The sequence below is a fragment of the Anaerobacillus sp. ABD4_527 genome, from assembly GCF_056160805.1.
Genome location: NZ_JBSWXZ010000001.1, coordinates 904,353 through 922,188 on the forward strand (window position 1 = coordinate 904,353; position 17,836 = coordinate 922,188).

Genomic DNA, 17,836 nt, shown 5'->3' on the forward strand with positions numbered 1-17,836 from the left:
ATGTTTGATAAGGGGCTCTTTTGCGTTCATTATAATTGTTAGGAACGATTCGCTGTTTCCTCTTCAGGCTGCTCAGCTTGTTCTTGGCTTTGACAGCGGTAGCAAATCCCATGAAATGTTAAACGATGATCTTTGATTTTGAAGTTCCAATCTTTCTCGACAACTTCTTCTACGTCTCCGAGTAGATCTTCTTGTATTTCGTCTACTGCTCCACACTCAATACATACGAGGTGATGATGGAAATGTGCAGCACCTTCTTGTCTTAGATCAAATCTGGATACGCCATCACCAAAATTAATTTTGTCAACGATTTTCAATTCTGCTAGCAACTCTAGCGTTCTGTATACTGTAGCCAGTCCAATTTCTGGAGACTTTTCTTTAACGAGAAGGTAAACGTCTTCAGCACTCAAATGATCTTCCTCATTCTCAAGAAGTACCCTAACGGTTGCTTCACGTTGAGGTGTTAGCTTATAGCTTTGAGAATGAAGCTGTTTCTTAATTCGATCGATTCTGCTTTCCATATCCCTTATTCCCTCCCTCGATCGATGCCAATTTCATTATAAGCAGTAGAAAAAAAGGTGTCAAACTAAAATAATTATCAATAGTACGTTATAATTATTATCATATAATAATTACTGAATATCAACTACAGCTTTAATTAATGAAGGGGATAAGTAAGCTTCAAACCATGATGCTAGAAAAAGCACGCACAGCGAACCAAGAACTAATAAAGAAAACCGAATGAATGGAGGAAAGATCAACTCTGTTTTTCGTTTCATAAACAGCTGTCTAACAAGTCGAAGAGAAAATGTTAGGGAAGCTGTTCCGATTACTATAAATACAGGAACTGCCAATACATTCTGAGGAAAAACAGATACAAAGGCTAATAGAAAACCTTTCCAACTCATTTGATTCACAAGGAAGCCTACTGTGAATCCGACTACGATCCCCTTTAAAAACAACATCACTAAAATAATCGGTAGACCGATCACTGTCAATCCTAGTAGCCACATCAATCCGATATATTTCACATAGTGTGTAAAACTTTGCTGGAACATCTCTGAAGACGTTGCAAACTGTCCTTCAGACACTTGTCCAAAGAATCGGCTTAAATAGAGAGCGAGGTCTTCTTTTTGGGTTAAACTTAAGCTGTTAACAATGACTGCACCGAAAACGATCCCCATTAGAAACAACACAGCGATGAATGTATAAATCGATAGATGGTCAGTAATATGCGACGAAATGATCTGCTTCAACTGTCGACTCCGATTCATAAGAACTCCCCCTCCAAACTGCTCTTGGTAAAGTCTATGAATCGAATACTAGGCGTATGACAGGTGCTAGATTGTCACTCTCCTGTTCGTACTTTGCCGTATCTTCCTCCCCCACCTTTATCAATCGTGAGTTCTCCGTTTCTTGCAAGGTTAATTAGTCTCGCTATCTTAGAAGACACTACTGTCCCGAGCTCCTCTTCCTTAGCCCGGTGTAAAATATTCATCTCATTTCCAAAATGATCTAACAATCGACTTAACGTTCTTGGTCCGATACCAGGAATATATTCAAGAGGAACATGATGAATATATTCTGGCCTTAAGGGCTTATTAGTTGTCGAACGCAATTCTTGTATTCGATTTGATACACCCTTAATCAATTTCGTGCTCTTACATGTTTGACATTCGCTCCCATGCACGCTTGTTTCACACTTTGCACAAACTGTTTCGAAATACTTACCTAGTTCAGGATCTAACCCATAGTTTCTAACAATTTGCCTATCGTCCTCGTTCTTCAATGCTTTCTTCCATTCCTGAAAACTAGGCGTTTTCACCCTCAATAGTTGATACTCTCGTGCAATTTTTGGCGTTGAATGGGCATCAGAATTCGTAAGAAATGGTAAAGCATGGAGTTCTTCTATCTCATCTGCCATCATTGTGTTCGATGATAATCCTAATTCTACAGCATCGATAAATTTAATATCGAACACTTCTTTTAACGAGTAAGAAACCCCTCTACCGAACAAACTTTTAAAAGGTGTAAAAATATGAGCAGGGATAAACAATCCGCCGAGTTCTTTAACTTTACGCTGCAATGCTTGTGCATCTTCATAAATTCGTTGCGAGCTCAAATGAATATTTGTCATTCGGCCTATCAACCACTCTGAAAAATGTTTCATTGCAATCAAATCAGGCAAATAAACTAATACGTGAATAGGACCTTTGCAATTTTCATCATAGATCTCAATCTCACTACCCAGAATTAACGTAAGATCTCCAAACCTAATACCACCGTCATCCAATTCATAACCATTCCCTACTCTGACCTCATTTTCTAAATCAGCGATCACTTCAGGAACATGACAATCGATTATACCGATCATGTCCAACCCTTTACGATTTGAAGCTTCATCTAAAATCGAAGAAAGTGTTAGAGAGTCAGATGCAGTGATTTTCACCGGTTTATAAGAAGAAGTTCTTCCAATATGTATGTGAAAATCTGCATAACAATCAATCATAGCGCAACGTCACCTTTGGTTCATTTTCAAATAAAGCAAAGCATAAGCCGTTTTTGCATCATGCACTTCTTTTGTGTTTACCATTTCTTCTAATTCATCTAGCGATAGATAAAGAACATCAAGGAACTCATCTTCATCGGCAGACTGTTCTCCCTTTTTCACTAGCCCCTCTGCAACGTAAAGATGAACTAACTCGTTCGCAAATCCAGGTGAAGTATAAAATGATATTACTTCTTTTAACGATTGACATGTATAGCCCGTTTCTTCTTCAAGCTCTCTTACAGCAGTGATTTCAGGCTCTTCGCCAGCTTCTAACTTTCCTGCTGGAATTTCAACGATCGATTTGCCTAGCGCCTTCCTATATTGTCTTACAGCAAGAATTTTATTATCAGGCGTTACTGCGATAACTGCAACAGCTCCAGGATGGTCGATGAGTTCTCGCTTACTCTTTTTTCCGTTCGGGAGTTCTACATCTTCAACTCTTAAATTAATTATTCGACCCTCATAGAGTGTTTCTGAACGAAGGGTCTTTTCATATAGATGATCCATGTCCTCTCATCTCCTGGTTCTAAATTTTATATCCGATACATAAAGTCTATCACAACAGACAGATAATAGGGGCAGATCAGATGATTATGTATCGATCAAGTAGGAGGGTAAACGAGTGAAGATTTATATACAATCTAACGGAGTTACAATGGTAGGGAAACCGAAACAGATCCAATTAATGATCAAGCACTATATGAAACACTATGAGACGATCGAAGAGTGGATCCAAGCACCACCATCAAAATCAAAGTCACATTTGAGATTAATTCAATAAAAAGAGGTTGAGACATAAGCATATAACCATGTGAAAGACCCGAACAATTCATTTGAATTAGATCGGGTCTTTTGTAATTTACATATAGGAAACCGCCGCTTCGCCAACATACTTCGCTTTCCGCGGGCACGGCCTCAGTCTCCTCAGAAAGCAAAAAACGCTTTCCTGCGGGGCCTTCGGACTCGTGCTGTTCCCGCAGGAGTCTACGTATGTTGGCTACGCTAAGGTCTTACTCTTTACCATTCAACATTCGCGTTTTCCTTCATGTATGTTGGTTTTGTCCCAGCCTCTTTTTGAGTAGATGTATTATACTAACGAATTTATCAATCTCTTATTTCTGTTTGGAAGATGGTTTTCATCTGTTCAAGAAAAACGTCATGATGATCTGAGAACGTTGCCATACCACGTCTACGTGCAACGGTTTTGAAGCCTCTTGCATAAGCACCATAAGCGGTAAGAAAATCACATATGTCTGTACAAACACCTGTTAAATGAACAGTTTCTACTCCTTTTGACCGCAATAGCTCTTCGAGGTTCGTGTTGTAGAAAGCATCATATTCTGGCTTTGGTACATACTCTACACAACTATGGTCTTTATACTCCTCATACCAGTCTTGGAGCTCTCCATACAATTCTTGTCCCCAAGATCCTATAACATTATGGACAGGCCATAAATCAAAATGTGAATCTTGTTCATTATGTGCGTCCATACAGATGATCACTTCATTCCCTTCTGCTATAAACGAGCTAGCAATCGAGAGGATATGAGGTACGATTTCTTGACCCTTTAATCCTACTGTTAAATTCCCTTTGTCGTGAATAAAATCATTACTCATATCGATTATTAACAGAGCTTCTTTCCCCATCAAAACGCCTCCTCAACCATTAACTATACCAGTCGATCTGACAAGTGACAAGACACCCATATCATTAGCGTTAAGTGCTCTTGTCACGATAAACTAGTAGTAGTTATTTTAATGGGAGGTAGGTATAAGATGAATAAGAATCAATTAGGCAAATCCAACCTTCAAGTGAGTGAAATCGGATTCGGCACGATGTCTATCGGCACGGATCGCGAAAAAGGGATCTCACTCATTCGTGAAGCGATCGATAACGGCGTTAACTTTATTGATACTGCCGATCTTTATGATTTTGGTTTGAACGAAGAACTTGTTGGGGAAGCACTTCAAGGTAGAAGAGACTCCGTCATCCTCTCCACAAAAGGTGGAAATCACTGGGAGGAAGGAAAAGAGGATTGGTACTGGGACCCTTCTAAAGAACATATCAAAGATGCATGTAAGCAAAGCTTAAAACGGTTGAAGACCGACTATATCGACCTTTATCAATTGCATGGTGGTACGATTGACGATCCGATTGATGAGACGATCGAGGCTTTCGAAGAATTAAAACAGGAGGGTCTCATCCGTGAATATGGAATTTCTAGTATTCGCCCTAACGTGATTCGAGAGTATGTTAAGCGCTCATCGATCGCATCCGTCATGATGCAGTACAGCATTCTTGATCGCCGCCCAGAGGAAGAAATACTAGATTTGCTACACAAAAACAACATCAGTGTGATTGCAAGAGGGCCACTCGCGAAAGGCATGCTAACAGACCGATTCGAGCATAAAGTTAAAGACGAAGGTTTTCTAACGCATTCTAAAGATGACGTACTTGAAATTGCAAGAAAACTATCCGATATGCAAGGAAACGAACGGAATATGACGCAAACTGCTTTACGTTATACCCTTGCTCATCCAGCAGTCGCAACTGCAATACCTGGTGCGAGTAAGAGCGAACAGCTGCTTTCTAACCTCACAGCGCAAAATGCGCCTGAACTAACCCAAAATGAGATTAACGAGATACGATCGATCTCAACAGCCAATACTTATGATAAGCACCGGTAAGTAAAAGAGGCTGGGACATAAGCATATAACCATGAGAAAGACCCAATCAATTCATTTGAATTAGATCGGGTCTTTTGTAATTTACAGATAGGAAACCGCCGCTTCGCCAACATACTTCGCTTTCCGCGGGCACGGCCTCAGTCTCCTCAGAAAGCAAAAAACGCTTTCCTGCGGGGCCTTTGGACTCGTGCTGTTCCCGCAGGAGTCTACGTATGTTGGCTACGCTAAGGTCTTACTCTTAAACATTCAACATTCGCGATTTCCTTCATGTATGTTGGTTTTGTCCCAGCCTCTTCTCTATTAATATGCGTCCATTATGACGTCTTTCACAATAATTTCTGGCTCAGTAGAGGCTTTAATCTCATCAACAGTATATCCTTCAGCAACTTCCCTGAGGACCAACCCTTCATCGGCTACATCGAATACAGCTCGGTCTGTTATGATTCGATTGACCACACCCTTCCCAGTTAAAGGTAATGAACATTCGTTTAGTATTTTCGGATCACCGCTCTTATTAACGTGATCCATAATCACGACGATACGTTTAGCACCATGTACTAAATCCATTGCACCGCCCATACCTTTAATCATCTTACCTGGGATCATCCAATTCGCAAGGTCACCATTCTTCGAAACTTCCATACCTCCAAGAATTGCAACGTCAATATGGCCTCCACGAATCATAGCGAACGATTCAGCACTATCAAAGTAAGCTGCTCCCTGCATCGCTGTTACCGTTTCCTTACCAGCGTTGATCAAGTCTGGATCCACTTCACCTTCCGATGGATAAGGTCCAATACCTAGAAGACCGTTTTCGGATTGAAGTACGATCTTTTTGCCATCAGGGATATGGTTCGCAACCATCGTTGGCATTCCAATTCCTAGATTCACATAAAAACCATCGTTGATTTCTTTTTCTGCACGTCTCGCAATCTTCTCTCTAACTGCTGCTTTATCCACTTTTGTCATAGTTAGCCTCCTTACCTAGTCGTTAGTCTTTCGATTCTCTTTTCTTGTTCACCAACAATCACTTTTTGAACATAGATACTAGGAGTATGAATTTGATCAGGCTCAAGCGCTCCGTTTTCAACAAGCTCTTCAACTTCTGCAATCGTTACTTCACCTGCTGCTGCAATCATAGGGTTAAAGTTTCTAGCCGTTTTGTTGTAGATAAGGTTTCCCATCAAGTCTGCTTTGGCAGCTCGAACGAGTGAAAAGTCTGCTTTAATCGCAGGTTCAAGCAAGTATTCCTTTCCATCAAAACTCCTTACCTCTTTTCCTTCAGCAATCGGAGTACCTACTCCTGCAGGTGTATAGAAAGCTGGAATACCAGCTCCTCCAGCGCGAATTCGTTCAGCTAGTGTACCTTGAGGAATCAATTCTACTTCTAATTCACCTGATAGAACTTGCCTTTCAAACTCTTTGTTTTCACCTACGTATGAACCTACCATCTTCTTAATCTGCTTATTCTTCAACAAAAGACCAAGACCCCAGTCGTCTACACCACAATTGTTTGATATGACGGTCAGATCTTTCACACCTTTATCTCGGATAGCCATAATTAAATTTTCCGGAATACCAACAAGACCGAATCCACCTACTAAAAGCGTTGCACCATCTTGTATATCCTTCACTGCTTCGTCGAATGAGTTAAGTATCGGTTTCATATCAAATATTCCTCCTTCTTTTATTACGGTCTTTCTACAATTGTCGCTACTCCTTGTCCACCGCCTATACAGAGGGTAGCTAGTCCATAGCGATTGTTTCTTCGCTTCATTTCGTGAAGTAGTGTTACAAATACCCTTGTTCCGCTCGCCCCGATTGGATGCCCAAGAGCGATCGCCCCACCATTAACATTAAGAATCTCACGATTAAAGTCTAAATCTCTTCCGACAGCGAGCGACTGTGCGGCAAATGCCTCGTTCGCTTCTACTAAGTCCATATCACTCATGGATAGATTCGCTTTCTCAAGTACTTTCTTTGTTGCAGGGACAGGACCAAGTCCCATTACGCTAGGGTCTACTCCACCACTCGCGTTTGCTTTTATCACCGCCATGTATTCAACACCTAGCTCTTCTGCTTTCTTACGACTCATTAAAACAACAGCTGCTGCTCCATCATTTATTCCTGATGCATTACCTGCTGTTACGCGTCCATCTTTTCTAAAAGCTGGTTTTAATTTCCCAAGCTTTTCAGCGGTTGTGCCCGGTTTTACATATTCATCTGTATCAAAGACTACTGGATCGCCTTTTCGCTTTGGAATCGAAACGGGTATGATTTCGTCTGTAAAACGTCCTGCTTCAATTGCAGCCTGTGCTTTTTGCTGACTTTGAGCTGCGAATTCATCCATTTCTTCTCGGCTGAGGTTGTAATGATCACATAAATTTTCTGCTGTTACACCCATATGGTAATCATTGAACGCACACCATAGCCCATCATGAACCATGCTGTCGATCATCTTTTGATCACCCATTCTTAAGCCATCCCTAGCTCCATTTAAAAGATATGGTGCCTGGCTCATGTTTTCCATTCCACCAGCAACGACGATGTCTTGTTCACCAAGCATGATCGATTGCGCACCAAGATGAACAGTTTTCAAGCCTGAGCCACACACTTTATTAATCGTCATCGCAGGAGTAGTCACTGGAATCTCAGCTTTAATAGCGGCTTGTCTAGCTGGATTTTGACCTAGCCCTGCTTGTAGTACATTTCCCATGATGACTTCTTGTATTTGATCAGGCGTTATGCCGGCTCGTCGTATCGATTCTTGAATCGCTAGTGCTCCAAGCTCTGGTGCTGAAACATTCTTTAGGGCACCATTAAAAGATCCGATCGGCGTTCTGACAGCGCTTACAATTACTACATCTTGATTCATGTCATTTTCCTCCTTAAATTGACTCTCTTCTACATAATTCTTAATTTAATCAGAAAACTCCTTCAAACAAAAAGAATTCCCATTATTCTAACGATTTCCTTGCAACTGCCAATAAGCTTTGTTTTAATGAAAAAGATAACGCTTACAAATAAAGGGGCTGATCGTTATGATACCAAATCAAGCTACGATAATTGAAGTAGGTCCAAGAGATGGACTTCAAAATGAAGCAAATTACGTTCCTACAGAAAATAAACTATCATTCATAAAAGCACTGAAAGATTCGGGCGTGCGTGAAATAGAGCTTACTTCTTTTGTTTCCCCAAAATGGGTTCCACAAATGAAAGATGCAAAAGAAATTGTCAGCTCATGTCTAGATGAGTCAAGAAATTTTGTACTTGCACCAAATCGAAAAGGAATTGAACGAGTAAAAGAAACGTCTGTTTCAGCCGTTGCGCTGTTCGCAGGTGTAAGTAATACATTCAATAAAAAGAACAGCAACAAAGAGACCGCTCAATTATTAGAAGAATTGGTTGTGTTAGTAGATGAACTAAAGCGTGATGGTTACTTTGTCAGAGCCTGTATCTCAACAGCTTTCTACTGCCCATATGAGGGAAAGATGACCTTAAAGGATACGTTAGGTGTTTGTAGAACATTCGTTGAAGCAGGGGTCGACGAACTTAGTGTAGCAGATACGATTGGTATGGCGACGCCAGAGGAGTCCTACAACCTTTTTCATACACTAAAAAGTGAATTTCCAAACACGCTTTTGACAGCTCATTTTCATGATACGAGAGGAATGGCGCTTGCAAACATTTACGCTTGCCTTACTGCAGGCATATCAAGGTTTGACACATCAGCAGGCGGGCTAGGCGGATGTCCTTTTGCGAAAGGAGCAACAGGTAATGTCGCAACTGAGAGTGTGGTTTATATGCTTGAACGAATGGGGATTGAAACTGGTATCGACCTAGAAAAACTTATGAAAGCGATCGATGAAATCGAACCGCACCTCTCTCGTTCCATTCACACTCCATACCGCTCTCTCCATCAAAAAGAATCGTCTGCTGAACTAAACTAACTTTTTACGATTTTAAAAAAATTAAAAAGGAGCACCTTTTTGTGCTCCTTTTACCCTTTGAAAATCGTAATGATCGTGCTATAGATTAAAGCTAAAATAATTCCACCAATGAATGAAATCCGATCCATCTTCTTTTCTTTAATAAAATTTGAGATTCCTTTCACAATCATATAAACAACAAAAAACATAAGAAAATACATAAAAAATGACACGTTACATGCCTCCTAGATTATGAAATACGATTGATGTATCGCATTCTTGGGTTCAGTATCTCATTGTCGCTTTTAAGCATAAAACAATGGTATTTCGGTAAATAGTCCATCTTCATGTTCTCATCAAAAAACACCTTATATTGTTTCTGCACAAGAACAGGTCTGAAATTTGTTTCTATTTCTAGATCATAATCCCCAACCTCTGAATCTAATACTAGCTGTGTTACGCCGTTGACAACACATCCACAATCCTCAATATCATAGTTCAATTTAAGAAAACCATTTTGTTCTTTTTCTAGTCTTTCAATCGCTCTATCTGTAAACTGTAACTTCATCATTTCACTCCTTTTTTCCTCACGATCGCAAGGCAAAAATTAACCTCACGAAACTCACTTAATACGGTTGGCTTTAGATATATAGCTGAACTATATTATTCAAGCCTCTCTTTAGCTACTAAGCTTTCACTTCTACTCTATTATAAACGCGAACGCCAATAAATTGCACACCCTGTGATGAAGTGAACTTAAGAAAGCAGGCTCTGCAGCCTGCTTTCTTAGGTTTATTTATAAGTTTCAACAAATTTCCGATCGATTTTATTTTTTAACTTCCACGAAAGATGGTGGTGAAAGCTTAAATTGCCGTATAATAATAAACCTTCACGGTTTCCTGTAGAAAGGATAGAAAGATATTTTCGCTTAGGTTGAAAACGCGTTCCGTCTTCTCCTTTTATAAAGGCCTTGATGTTATCCCAAAGCACTTCTGACTGCCTAACAGCGATAACTCCTGATTTTGGAAGGTTCGGGAAACCTTTTATCGAAGAACAATCTCCTGCAGCAAAAATAGCAGGGTATTCCCTTACTTGCAATGTATCTTCCACTAGCAAATAACCTTGAGGATCAACTGGCAATTTCGACGTTTGAAAAAGTCCAGGCGCTTTAGGACCAGTCAACCATAAAAATTCATCATAAGCGATCTGCTTACCTCCGCCAGTGATGACATGGGAAGAAGTAACGTTCGATACTTTCTCATGTTCATAAACTTTTAACCCTTTTTCCTTTGCAATCTCTTGGATCTTAGACGTTGCCTTTTCAGTTTCTCCTGCTAAAAGCGTAGATTGGGTTACTAACGTTACTGGAGCATCTTCAGAACGTCTTTTTGCATGTAAAGAGAGCGCCATTTCGATTCCTGCTGCACCTCCACCTACAACCACCGGATCTTCTGCATCCCACAACTTACTTACTACATCTTCAATTCGATAAGTAGGTTTGATTCGTAACGCATGTTTCCTTACTCCAGGCACATCGATCCCACCCGTGTAAGATCCGATATCAACTGATAAAACATCGTAAGGAACGATATCACCCTTTTCAGTCAGCACCACTTTCGCTTCTGCATCGATCGACAATGCTGCGCCCTTAATAAATGTGACATTTGCTTTTTCAGAGAGGGTCGGTATGTGAATACGTATCTTTTCGAATTCATATAACCCCTCCATAAATCCTGAAAACATTCCTGAATAATATTGGTACTCAGACGGTGAAATGACTGATACCTCGGCATCTATTGCTTCTTCTTGTAGTTTTTTTATCACATGAAGGTGAGCATGACCTCCACCGATCAACAACAACTTCTTTTTCAATCAAATCATCCTTTTCTCTTACCGAACCCACTTAATGTACTTTTCAGCAACCTTTGGAATGACACCATCGAAGAGTTTTTCACGCCAATATAAATCTGAAGCTTGATTAAGAATGGCTCCTTTGGTCGGGTACGGATGTATGACTGTCGATAGATCTCCTAGCTTATGTCCATGTTCTTTTGCAAACACGATTTCCTGCATCCAGCTTGAAGCATCTTCGCCTACGGCATGCGCCCCTAACACTTTCCCTTTCGAATCAGTGATCACCTTCACAAGACCGTCTTTCTTACGTTCTGCAATAAAACGGTCGACATCGCTAATATCAACTTTAAATATACGCACATCCTCACCGTGCTTTTCTCTTGCCTCGCTCTCAGTTAATCCAAGGTGAAAAATTTCAGGATCAGTGTACGTTACCCATGGTACATTATCATATTTCACTTTTCTTCTTAAACCGAACACAGCATTTTGTACGATCAATTTCCCTTCCATTCCGGCTCCATGCGTGAATGGAAAAGCTCCGTTGACGTCACCGATCGCATAAATATGAGACTTCGATGTTTGTAGCTGCTCATTTACTGTAATGTAGCCTTTGTTGGAATCAACACCAGCCGCTTCTAGGTTTAACTTGTCGGTATTAGGCTTTCGTCCTGTCGACATCATAATTTCATGAGCGACTAGTTCTTCTTCTTTGCCATCAACTTTATATGTGACAACTTTTCTTCCTTCACGTGTGAAAACTCCTGTTACCTCTGCGTTATAGATAAAGGACAGTTCTTTTTCTAGAATCTCTCGAGCTACTGGAATAATGTCACTATCTTCTTTTTTTAAGATGGTATCTGACGTTTCGATGACAGTAACATCTGATCCAAACCTTGCTAATGATTGAGCAAGTTCGAGACCAACGACTCCCCCACCTATAAATACAATACTCTCAGGTAGGTGATCTAAATTGAAGATGGATTCATTCGTTAAAAAAGAGACGTTATCTACTCCTTCAAGAGGAGGAACGTTCGGACTGGACCCTGTTGAAATGACAATCCGCTTACCTGAAATGGAGGTTTGTCCATCGATCGAAACAGTATGTTCATCGACAAAAGAACCTTTTCCACGGTAGATTGTTACGCCTAGCTCCTCAAAACGCTCATCGCTATCTACTTCTTGTATTTCTTCGATCGCTTCATGGACGCGTTCGATCGCGCGTTGAAATCGAACCTCTCCATTTACTGTTAAGCCAAATTCTTTAGCACCTTTATAGACAGCATGAACTTCTTTTGCTGCAGTAATGAATGCTTTTGAAGGAACGCATCCAAAATGCAAACAATCTCCGCCAAGTCCTGGCTGGTCATCGATTAACGCTACACTCGCGCCCATGTTAGCGGCACCTGCTGCAGCAGTTAACCCTCCAGAACCTCCTCCTATTACGATCAAATCATATTTTTCCAATTCAAACACCTCTCTATCCGAGTATTCTTTTTGCTTCAGTAAGTCTTTGTATGCTAGTAAATAGTTCGATTGCTAAGAACAATAAGGTAAGTAGCGTTAAGTACCCAGGAAAGAGAATCATAGCCGTAAACAATAGAAAACCTTCTGTCCGTTCAGCGGCACCTGCTTGATAATAAAATGATTTGATTCCTTGCTTTTCTGAAACAGCTCCTACCGTTAAAAAGATCGTCATTGCGAATATGATTGAGGTACTCAATAATAACAATGCCCACATCGATTCAGGGAATGCAAAGGCAAGTCCTAATATCACACTTATCTCTACAACTCGATCAAAACTTACGTCTAATACTGTTCCAAATGGTGAAGGCTTCGTTTTCCTAGCCATCGTTCCATCCACAGCATCTAAGTATCCAGAAACCCATAATACAATGATCGCTAGAACAGGACGATCTAGATAAATAAACAACCCAGATGTGACCCCGATAATAAACGATATGATCGTTACCTGATTCGCACTAAGACCTATCTTAAGTAACCAGCCTGCGGTTCTATCCATAACAGGCTGTACATATTTCCTGCCATGAGTATCGAGCACAGCACACCATCCTTCAATTAAATTTCTTCTTCTAATTCTGATCCGAATGCCTTTTTACGGATATATAACGTGATTAATAAGAGAACTAATAAAGCAATCGATACAATTGCGACCGATTTGATATTGTTTGATAAAAAACTCGCACCTAAAAAGTTCAAAACAAGAGCACCAGGAAGCATACCTACTAACGTTGCAAAATAATATTTCTTCTTATCAACATTAGAAACACCGCACACGTAACTGACAAGATCAAAATGCAGAAAGGGAACCAACCTTAGTAGCAACACATATGAGAAACCTTGCTCTGAAAGCCCTTTTTCTAATTTCTCTCCACGCTTCCGCAATGCATCTGGTAGAGCCTTGAAGCCTAGTTTTCGAGCAGCAAGAAAGAAAAGAAGTGCTCCAGTCGATCCTCCTACTACAGCTAAGAGCGTTCCAATATACGGACCAAAAACCAACCCACCCGCTATAGAAAGTACCGATGTTGGAAATAAAATGAACGGTCTTCCTATACAAGCAATAAGGAAGATCACAGGCGCATAAAGCCCGAAGGACGAAATCCACGAACGAATTTGGGAAGGACGCAGGTTGAAAACATTCTCATTAAGTAAGTAAATGCCGATCACGACACAAATCATCATAATCCCTTTTAATAGCGTTCTTATCGTCATGGAGTATTGCTCCATGCACGTTCGTTTCGATCGTATGGGTATACGTGCGCTGCTCTCAACAGAACATCTTGACCGGGCTCTAATATGTCTTCAGAAGGAACGAGAATGGTTCCACCTTCCCAAGATACACGGTAACAAACAGAATTGTTCTTAACTGTAAGCGCGGTTACCTTTCCTGGGATTGAAATTTGTTCCTTATCATTTTGAACATGATTATGAGGATTTACAGCAGTTATTTGATGTTGAGGTACAAACCCTTTTCCTAAAGGAAGACCTTCACCTATAATTCTTGCACTTTCTTTAGAGGAAGGGTACGTTACAACATCATAAGGAGCCCCCTGCTGTATCAATCGACCTTCATACATGACAGCAAGCATGTCTGCCAACTCGATCGCTTCATCCCTGTCGTGCGTAATAAATAAAGATGTAATGTTTTCCTCATGTAATATTTCCTTTACTTCACCTCTTAAAGATTCTCGAAGTGAAGCGTCTAACGAGCTGAATGGTTCGTCAAGTAAAAGTAAATCCGGCTTTAACACAAGTGCTCTCGCTAGAGAAACCCGCTGCTTCTGGCCACCAGAAAGCTCATGTGGATAGGCGTCCTTCCAAGGTGAAAGTTTCACCTTTTGTATCATCTGTAGCGCTTGTGAGATTCGCTCTTTTTTAGGAACCTTTTTCCTTTTCAATCCATACGTGACGTTCTCTAGCACGGATAGATGGGGAAATAATAAGGAATCTTGAAACATCAGAACGATCGAACGTTTTTCAGGTTTGGTTTTTGTAACCGACTTACCATTGAGCATAATATCTCCACTGTCGATCGATTCGAGTCCTGCTAGACAGCGTAATAATGTTGATTTTCCACAGCCTGAAGGTCCAACGATCGTTGCATGTTCTCCCTTTTTCAGAGAAAAAGAAACACCTTTTAAGATCGGCTCGCCCGAATAGTTTTTGGTTAACTGGTTACATTGAATAAGGTCATTCATACCTATAAACTTCCTTTCAAATTCGATTGACTACCCGAATGACCGCTCTTAATGCGATTTCCGCGACTCCTACAAATAGGAGTGGAAGCAAAGCAAATAATAATGAGAATCCAGCGATAACTGCTTCATTGGAGCTTGAAAAATAAGGATAGTATAGTAATGGCAGTGTTGTTACAACCCCTCCACCAATAATTGCTGTTAGGGCATATTGCCCAAGAGATATTACAAATGTTAATAACATTAAACTTCGAATGCTTGGAATCAGTAAAGGTAGAGAAACTGTCAAAAAACGTGCGATTGCCCCTGAACCGAGCACTGCCGCTTGTTCAATCAAGCCTTTTCCAAGTCGTTCATACCCTGCCCTCATGATACGAATCGAGTATGGCAAAGTTGGTATTAAATGAACGAGTAATACCCCGCTTAGACGATCTGCCAACCCAAACTGAATCAAGGTATACTGTAAACCCATAGCTAATAAGATGCCTGGAATCAAAATAGGTGACAATAGGAATGCCTCGATAAGGAACTTTCCTCTGAACGAATATATCGCTAATGCTCTTGCTGCTGGCATCGCTATGATTAAATTTAACAGTACTACCATTATTCCCAGTTCTAACGTTGTAATAAGAGAATCTACCAGTGCAGGATCACTGAAAATAACCTCCCACCCATCAAGGCCGAGTTCTCTTGGGAACAGAATCGGCCACTTCCAATCAGAAGCAAAACTTTTTACTACGATCGTGATAAGCGGAAGAATGAACAACATCATAAAAATAAACAACGTGATAAGAACGATTACCTTTCTTCTCTTCCCTGAAATAATTTCATTTAACCTCATCGTACTCTCCCTTTAATTAAGCGTAGCCTATGCTTTTGTATAAGTTTGAAAGAGATTCCTGCTAGAAGGAGTGATACGACCCCTGGTATGATCATTGCAGCAAAAGCTAAAGGACGATTGCTCCAATCTCCGCTATAAAACCAATCGAAAGCATAAACAGGCAACATTTCAGGTCTTGTTACTCCTAACAAATAGGGAACTTCAAAAGCTGTCGAAACAAAAGCAATTAAAATGATAGCAACTTCTAATAATATTGGGAGAAGCCATGGCCATTCAACAGTTTTAAACTCATCCCATTTGCTTCCCCCTAACGTTCTAACCACCTCTGAATAGCGATGATCGATTTCGTAATAAACTGGGAGAAGCATCAGAATAACAAACGGAACTTCTTTCCAAACATATGTGAGGATGATTCCCAGTCCTCGTGTATCCTGAACGAGTATCGGAAACATCGATCTGTCCTCTATTAATCCAATTTGAAAAAGCAAGGAAGAAAGTAATCCGCTCTGTGAAAGAAATAGGAAAACGAGATATCCTGCTACAAAATGAGGAATTAAGATTGGAATCCATACGAGTCCCTTTACGAAAGAGTGCTGAAATAACCGATACAGTATTCTAGTCAGCACAAGACCAATCACCAGGGAGAGAACGGTAGAGATGAGGGTGATCCAAAATGTAAACTTTAAGGATCTTAAAAAGGAATCGCTTCTAAAAAGTTCCTCGTAAAACTCAAACGTCCACTTTCCCCCTAATGTTTGCATACTTTGAATTACAGCTGACCACATCCCATAACCTACTAGGAATAAGATGATGATCACTGCAGGCGTTAAATAAAGCCATGCTTTATGCTTATTCTTCAAAAACCTTGTTTCCCCAATCATTCGTAATCCACTCCGTATAACCTGTATCTAAATCTGGAAGCTTGTGCATATTCAGCTTTTCGGAAGATATTACACTTTCACCGCGATTAAGCGCGTCCACTTTTTTCTTATCTTCTTCCTCGAGCTTATCATAGTTTAGTACCATTCCTTCTCCCCACATTTTAGGATCCATCTTAGCAATCTGAGCTGAAGGTGATTCTAAGAAGTTAATGACCGTCATCGCTCCTGAGGGGTTAGGGCTATTAAATGGGATGCTCAAATAATGGTTGTTAGAAATAGAGCCAGGCGATTCAAGAACAAACGATTTTGTACTTTTAGGGAAAGTACCATCTTTAATTAAACTTTCCGCTCTCGCTTCATTGAAACCCATCGTCATCCAGACTTCCCCTTGGCTGTACAACTTATCTAACTTCGTCAATGACTCAGGATACGTTTCGCCATTTCGCCATAGGTTTGGTTTAATTTCATTTAGGTATGACCACACATACTCACCGTTCTTCTCAACTAAATCTTGATCAAACTCTTTCGCCATCGTAGAAACACGATCTGGCGCACTAGCTACAAGCAGATGTTTTACAAACGTGTTACCAGTGAAATCAGAAACGTTAGGATAAGTAAATTTTCCTGGGTTCTCAGAAATCCAAGTTTTCAATTCATCCAACGTTTTAGGAGGTGTTTCAATTTTGTTCGAGTCATAATTAAATACAAATTGAACACTTCCCCACGGTGCTTCTAGGCCATCTACTTTCGTTCCTTGATCGAACGCTGCGGATGGATCATCACTTCCGATATATTTCTTGTAGTTAGGCAATTTATCTGCAAATGAGCCTAGAAGTAAATTTGCGTTTTTTGCATTCTTAAAATTTGCACCGTTAATCCAAATAATATCGATCGTTCCTTTATTTTTACCTGCTTTCTTTTCTGTTAATAGCTTTTGCATGAACTCTTCTGTATTCATCGGCTGTCTGTTCAATGTAATATTATGTTTTTCTTTTAACTCAGGAGTAGCCCAATCATCGATGTACCGATTGATTCCTTCATCTCCTCCCCACATGAACAGATTGACTTCTGTTCCTTCTGCATCTTTTTCGATTTCCGTCCACTCTTTTGAAAGCACTTCTTCGTTACCAGCCTCGCCTTCTGTACTATTTCCACAAGCTGTCAAAATCATTAATCCGGCTAAAAAGATAAATAATTTCCACTTCATTCCAAAACCTCCAATTCATGAAAATGCATGTGCAAGTTTACCATAATTACTTTATGTTTATAAAAATATTTTCCTACCTTAATTATATCTTGTTCAAACAAATTTTGTTGTAATACACCTTACAGAGTATGTTTTTAGATAAAAAAACAGCAATAGCGCTCAGGCTATTGCT

The 17,836-nt window shown here is 40.2% G+C and carries 21 protein-coding genes; 3 read left to right on the forward strand and 18 right to left on the reverse strand.

All coding sequences use genetic code 11. The features are described 5' to 3' along the window. Nucleotides 1-38 precede the first annotated feature (38 nt). From fur to ACXAHI_RS04800, 4 genes are all read right to left on the reverse strand, one after another. Nucleotides 39-521, reverse strand: coding sequence for a ferric iron uptake transcriptional regulator (gene fur, locus ACXAHI_RS04785; protein WP_270179132.1), 483 nt, complete (start codon nt 519-521; stop codon nt 39-41). 111 nt (nt 522-632) lie between these two features. Then, nucleotides 633-1,274, reverse strand: a complete 642-nt coding sequence (spoIIM, locus tag ACXAHI_RS04790) for a stage II sporulation protein M (RefSeq protein ID WP_270179133.1) — start codon at nt 1,272-1,274, stop codon at nt 633-635. Nucleotides 1,275-1,348: 74 nt separating this feature from the next. Beyond that, nucleotides 1,349-2,509: an endonuclease Q family protein gene (locus ACXAHI_RS04795; RefSeq protein ID WP_474846330.1), complete on the reverse strand. Its 1,161-nt coding sequence runs from the start codon at nt 2,507-2,509 to the stop codon at nt 1,349-1,351. Between the two features lie 9 nt (nt 2,510-2,518). Next, on the reverse strand, nt 2,519-3,058 hold the full coding sequence (locus ACXAHI_RS04800) for an NUDIX hydrolase (protein WP_474846332.1): 540 nt from the start codon (nt 3,056-3,058) through the stop codon (nt 2,519-2,521). A gap of 115 nt (nt 3,059-3,173) precedes the next feature. On the opposite strand from ACXAHI_RS04800, the gene mciZ reads away from it, so the two are divergent. Further along, nucleotides 3,174-3,332: a Z-ring formation inhibitor MciZ gene (mciZ, locus tag ACXAHI_RS04805; protein WP_474846334.1), complete on the forward strand. Its 159-nt coding sequence runs from the start codon at nt 3,174-3,176 to the stop codon at nt 3,330-3,332. A gap of 323 nt (nt 3,333-3,655) precedes the next feature. On the opposite strand, the gene ACXAHI_RS04810 is transcribed toward mciZ, so the two are convergent. Next, entirely contained in the window at nt 3,656-4,198 is a 543-nt protein-coding gene (locus ACXAHI_RS04810) for a cysteine hydrolase family protein (RefSeq protein WP_474846336.1), read from the reverse strand. A gap of 129 nt (nt 4,199-4,327) precedes the next feature. On the opposite strand from ACXAHI_RS04810, the gene ACXAHI_RS04815 reads away from it, so the two are divergent. Beyond that, entirely contained in the window at nt 4,328-5,239 is a 912-nt protein-coding gene (locus ACXAHI_RS04815; protein WP_474846338.1) for an aldo/keto reductase, read from the forward strand. 300 nt (nt 5,240-5,539) lie between these two features. On the opposite strand, the gene ACXAHI_RS04820 is transcribed toward ACXAHI_RS04815, so the two are convergent. From ACXAHI_RS04820 to ACXAHI_RS04830, 3 genes are read right to left on the reverse strand one after another with little or no spacing between them, the layout of a single operon-like run. Beyond that, nucleotides 5,540-6,208 (reverse strand): CoA transferase subunit B, encoded by a 669-nt coding sequence (locus ACXAHI_RS04820; protein ID WP_474846340.1) that lies wholly within the window; start codon nt 6,206-6,208, stop codon nt 5,540-5,542. Between the two features lie 11 nt (nt 6,209-6,219). Beyond that, the gene (locus ACXAHI_RS04825) at nt 6,220-6,906 is read right to left on the reverse strand and encodes a CoA transferase subunit A (protein ID WP_270179140.1); all 687 of its coding nucleotides are present in this window, start codon (nt 6,904-6,906) and stop codon (nt 6,220-6,222) included. 23 nt (nt 6,907-6,929) lie between these two features. Continuing rightward, nucleotides 6,930-8,114, reverse strand: a complete 1,185-nt coding sequence (locus ACXAHI_RS04830) for an acetyl-CoA C-acetyltransferase (protein ID WP_474846342.1) — start codon at nt 8,112-8,114, stop codon at nt 6,930-6,932. A gap of 157 nt (nt 8,115-8,271) precedes the next feature. Between ACXAHI_RS04830 and ACXAHI_RS04835 the strand changes: the two genes are divergently transcribed. Next, the gene (locus ACXAHI_RS04835) at nt 8,272-9,189 is read left to right on the forward strand and encodes a hydroxymethylglutaryl-CoA lyase (protein WP_474848070.1); all 918 of its coding nucleotides are present in this window, start codon (nt 8,272-8,274) and stop codon (nt 9,187-9,189) included. A gap of 50 nt (nt 9,190-9,239) precedes the next feature. Here the strand turns inward: ACXAHI_RS04835 and ACXAHI_RS04840 are convergent, their stop codons facing one another. The 10 genes from ACXAHI_RS04840 to ACXAHI_RS04885 form a co-directional block, all read right to left on the reverse strand. Then, the gene (locus ACXAHI_RS04840) at nt 9,240-9,401 is read right to left on the reverse strand and encodes a hypothetical protein (protein WP_474846344.1); all 162 of its coding nucleotides are present in this window, start codon (nt 9,399-9,401) and stop codon (nt 9,240-9,242) included. A 17-nt stretch (nt 9,402-9,418) separates the two neighbouring features. Then, on the reverse strand, nt 9,419-9,736 hold the full coding sequence (locus tag ACXAHI_RS04845; RefSeq protein WP_474846346.1) for an iron-sulfur cluster biosynthesis family protein: 318 nt from the start codon (nt 9,734-9,736) through the stop codon (nt 9,419-9,421). Between the two features lie 224 nt (nt 9,737-9,960). Next, a complete protein-coding gene (locus tag ACXAHI_RS04850) occupies nt 9,961-11,040 on the reverse strand; it encodes an FAD-dependent oxidoreductase (RefSeq protein WP_474846348.1) in 1,080 nt (359 codons plus the stop codon). 18 nt (nt 11,041-11,058) lie between these two features. Further along, on the reverse strand, nt 11,059-12,486 hold the full coding sequence (locus ACXAHI_RS04855) for a dihydrolipoyl dehydrogenase family protein (protein WP_474846350.1): 1,428 nt from the start codon (nt 12,484-12,486) through the stop codon (nt 11,059-11,061). Nucleotides 12,487-12,499: 13 nt separating this feature from the next. Continuing rightward, nucleotides 12,500-13,081, reverse strand: a complete 582-nt coding sequence (locus tag ACXAHI_RS04860; RefSeq protein WP_474846352.1) for a CDP-alcohol phosphatidyltransferase family protein — start codon at nt 13,079-13,081, stop codon at nt 12,500-12,502. A 17-nt stretch (nt 13,082-13,098) separates the two neighbouring features. Beyond that, nucleotides 13,099-13,752, reverse strand: a complete 654-nt coding sequence (locus ACXAHI_RS04865; RefSeq protein WP_474846354.1) for a TVP38/TMEM64 family protein — start codon at nt 13,750-13,752, stop codon at nt 13,099-13,101. Further along, nucleotides 13,749-14,738 (reverse strand): ABC transporter ATP-binding protein, encoded by a 990-nt coding sequence (locus ACXAHI_RS04870; protein ID WP_474846356.1) that lies wholly within the window; start codon nt 14,736-14,738, stop codon nt 13,749-13,751. Before ACXAHI_RS04870 ends, ACXAHI_RS04865 begins: the two co-directional genes overlap by 4 nt. Before the next feature lie 16 nt (nt 14,739-14,754). Next, nucleotides 14,755-15,576, reverse strand: coding sequence for an ABC transporter permease (locus tag ACXAHI_RS04875; RefSeq protein WP_474846358.1), 822 nt, complete (start codon nt 15,574-15,576; stop codon nt 14,755-14,757). Continuing rightward, nucleotides 15,573-16,436: an ABC transporter permease gene (locus ACXAHI_RS04880; RefSeq protein ID WP_474846360.1), complete on the reverse strand. Its 864-nt coding sequence runs from the start codon at nt 16,434-16,436 to the stop codon at nt 15,573-15,575. Before ACXAHI_RS04880 ends, ACXAHI_RS04875 begins: the two co-directional genes overlap by 4 nt. Further along, nucleotides 16,426-17,664 (reverse strand): ABC transporter substrate-binding protein, encoded by a 1,239-nt coding sequence (locus ACXAHI_RS04885; RefSeq protein ID WP_474846362.1) that lies wholly within the window; start codon nt 17,662-17,664, stop codon nt 16,426-16,428. Before ACXAHI_RS04885 ends, ACXAHI_RS04880 begins: the two co-directional genes overlap by 11 nt. Between the last annotated feature and the right edge of the window lie 172 nt (nt 17,665-17,836).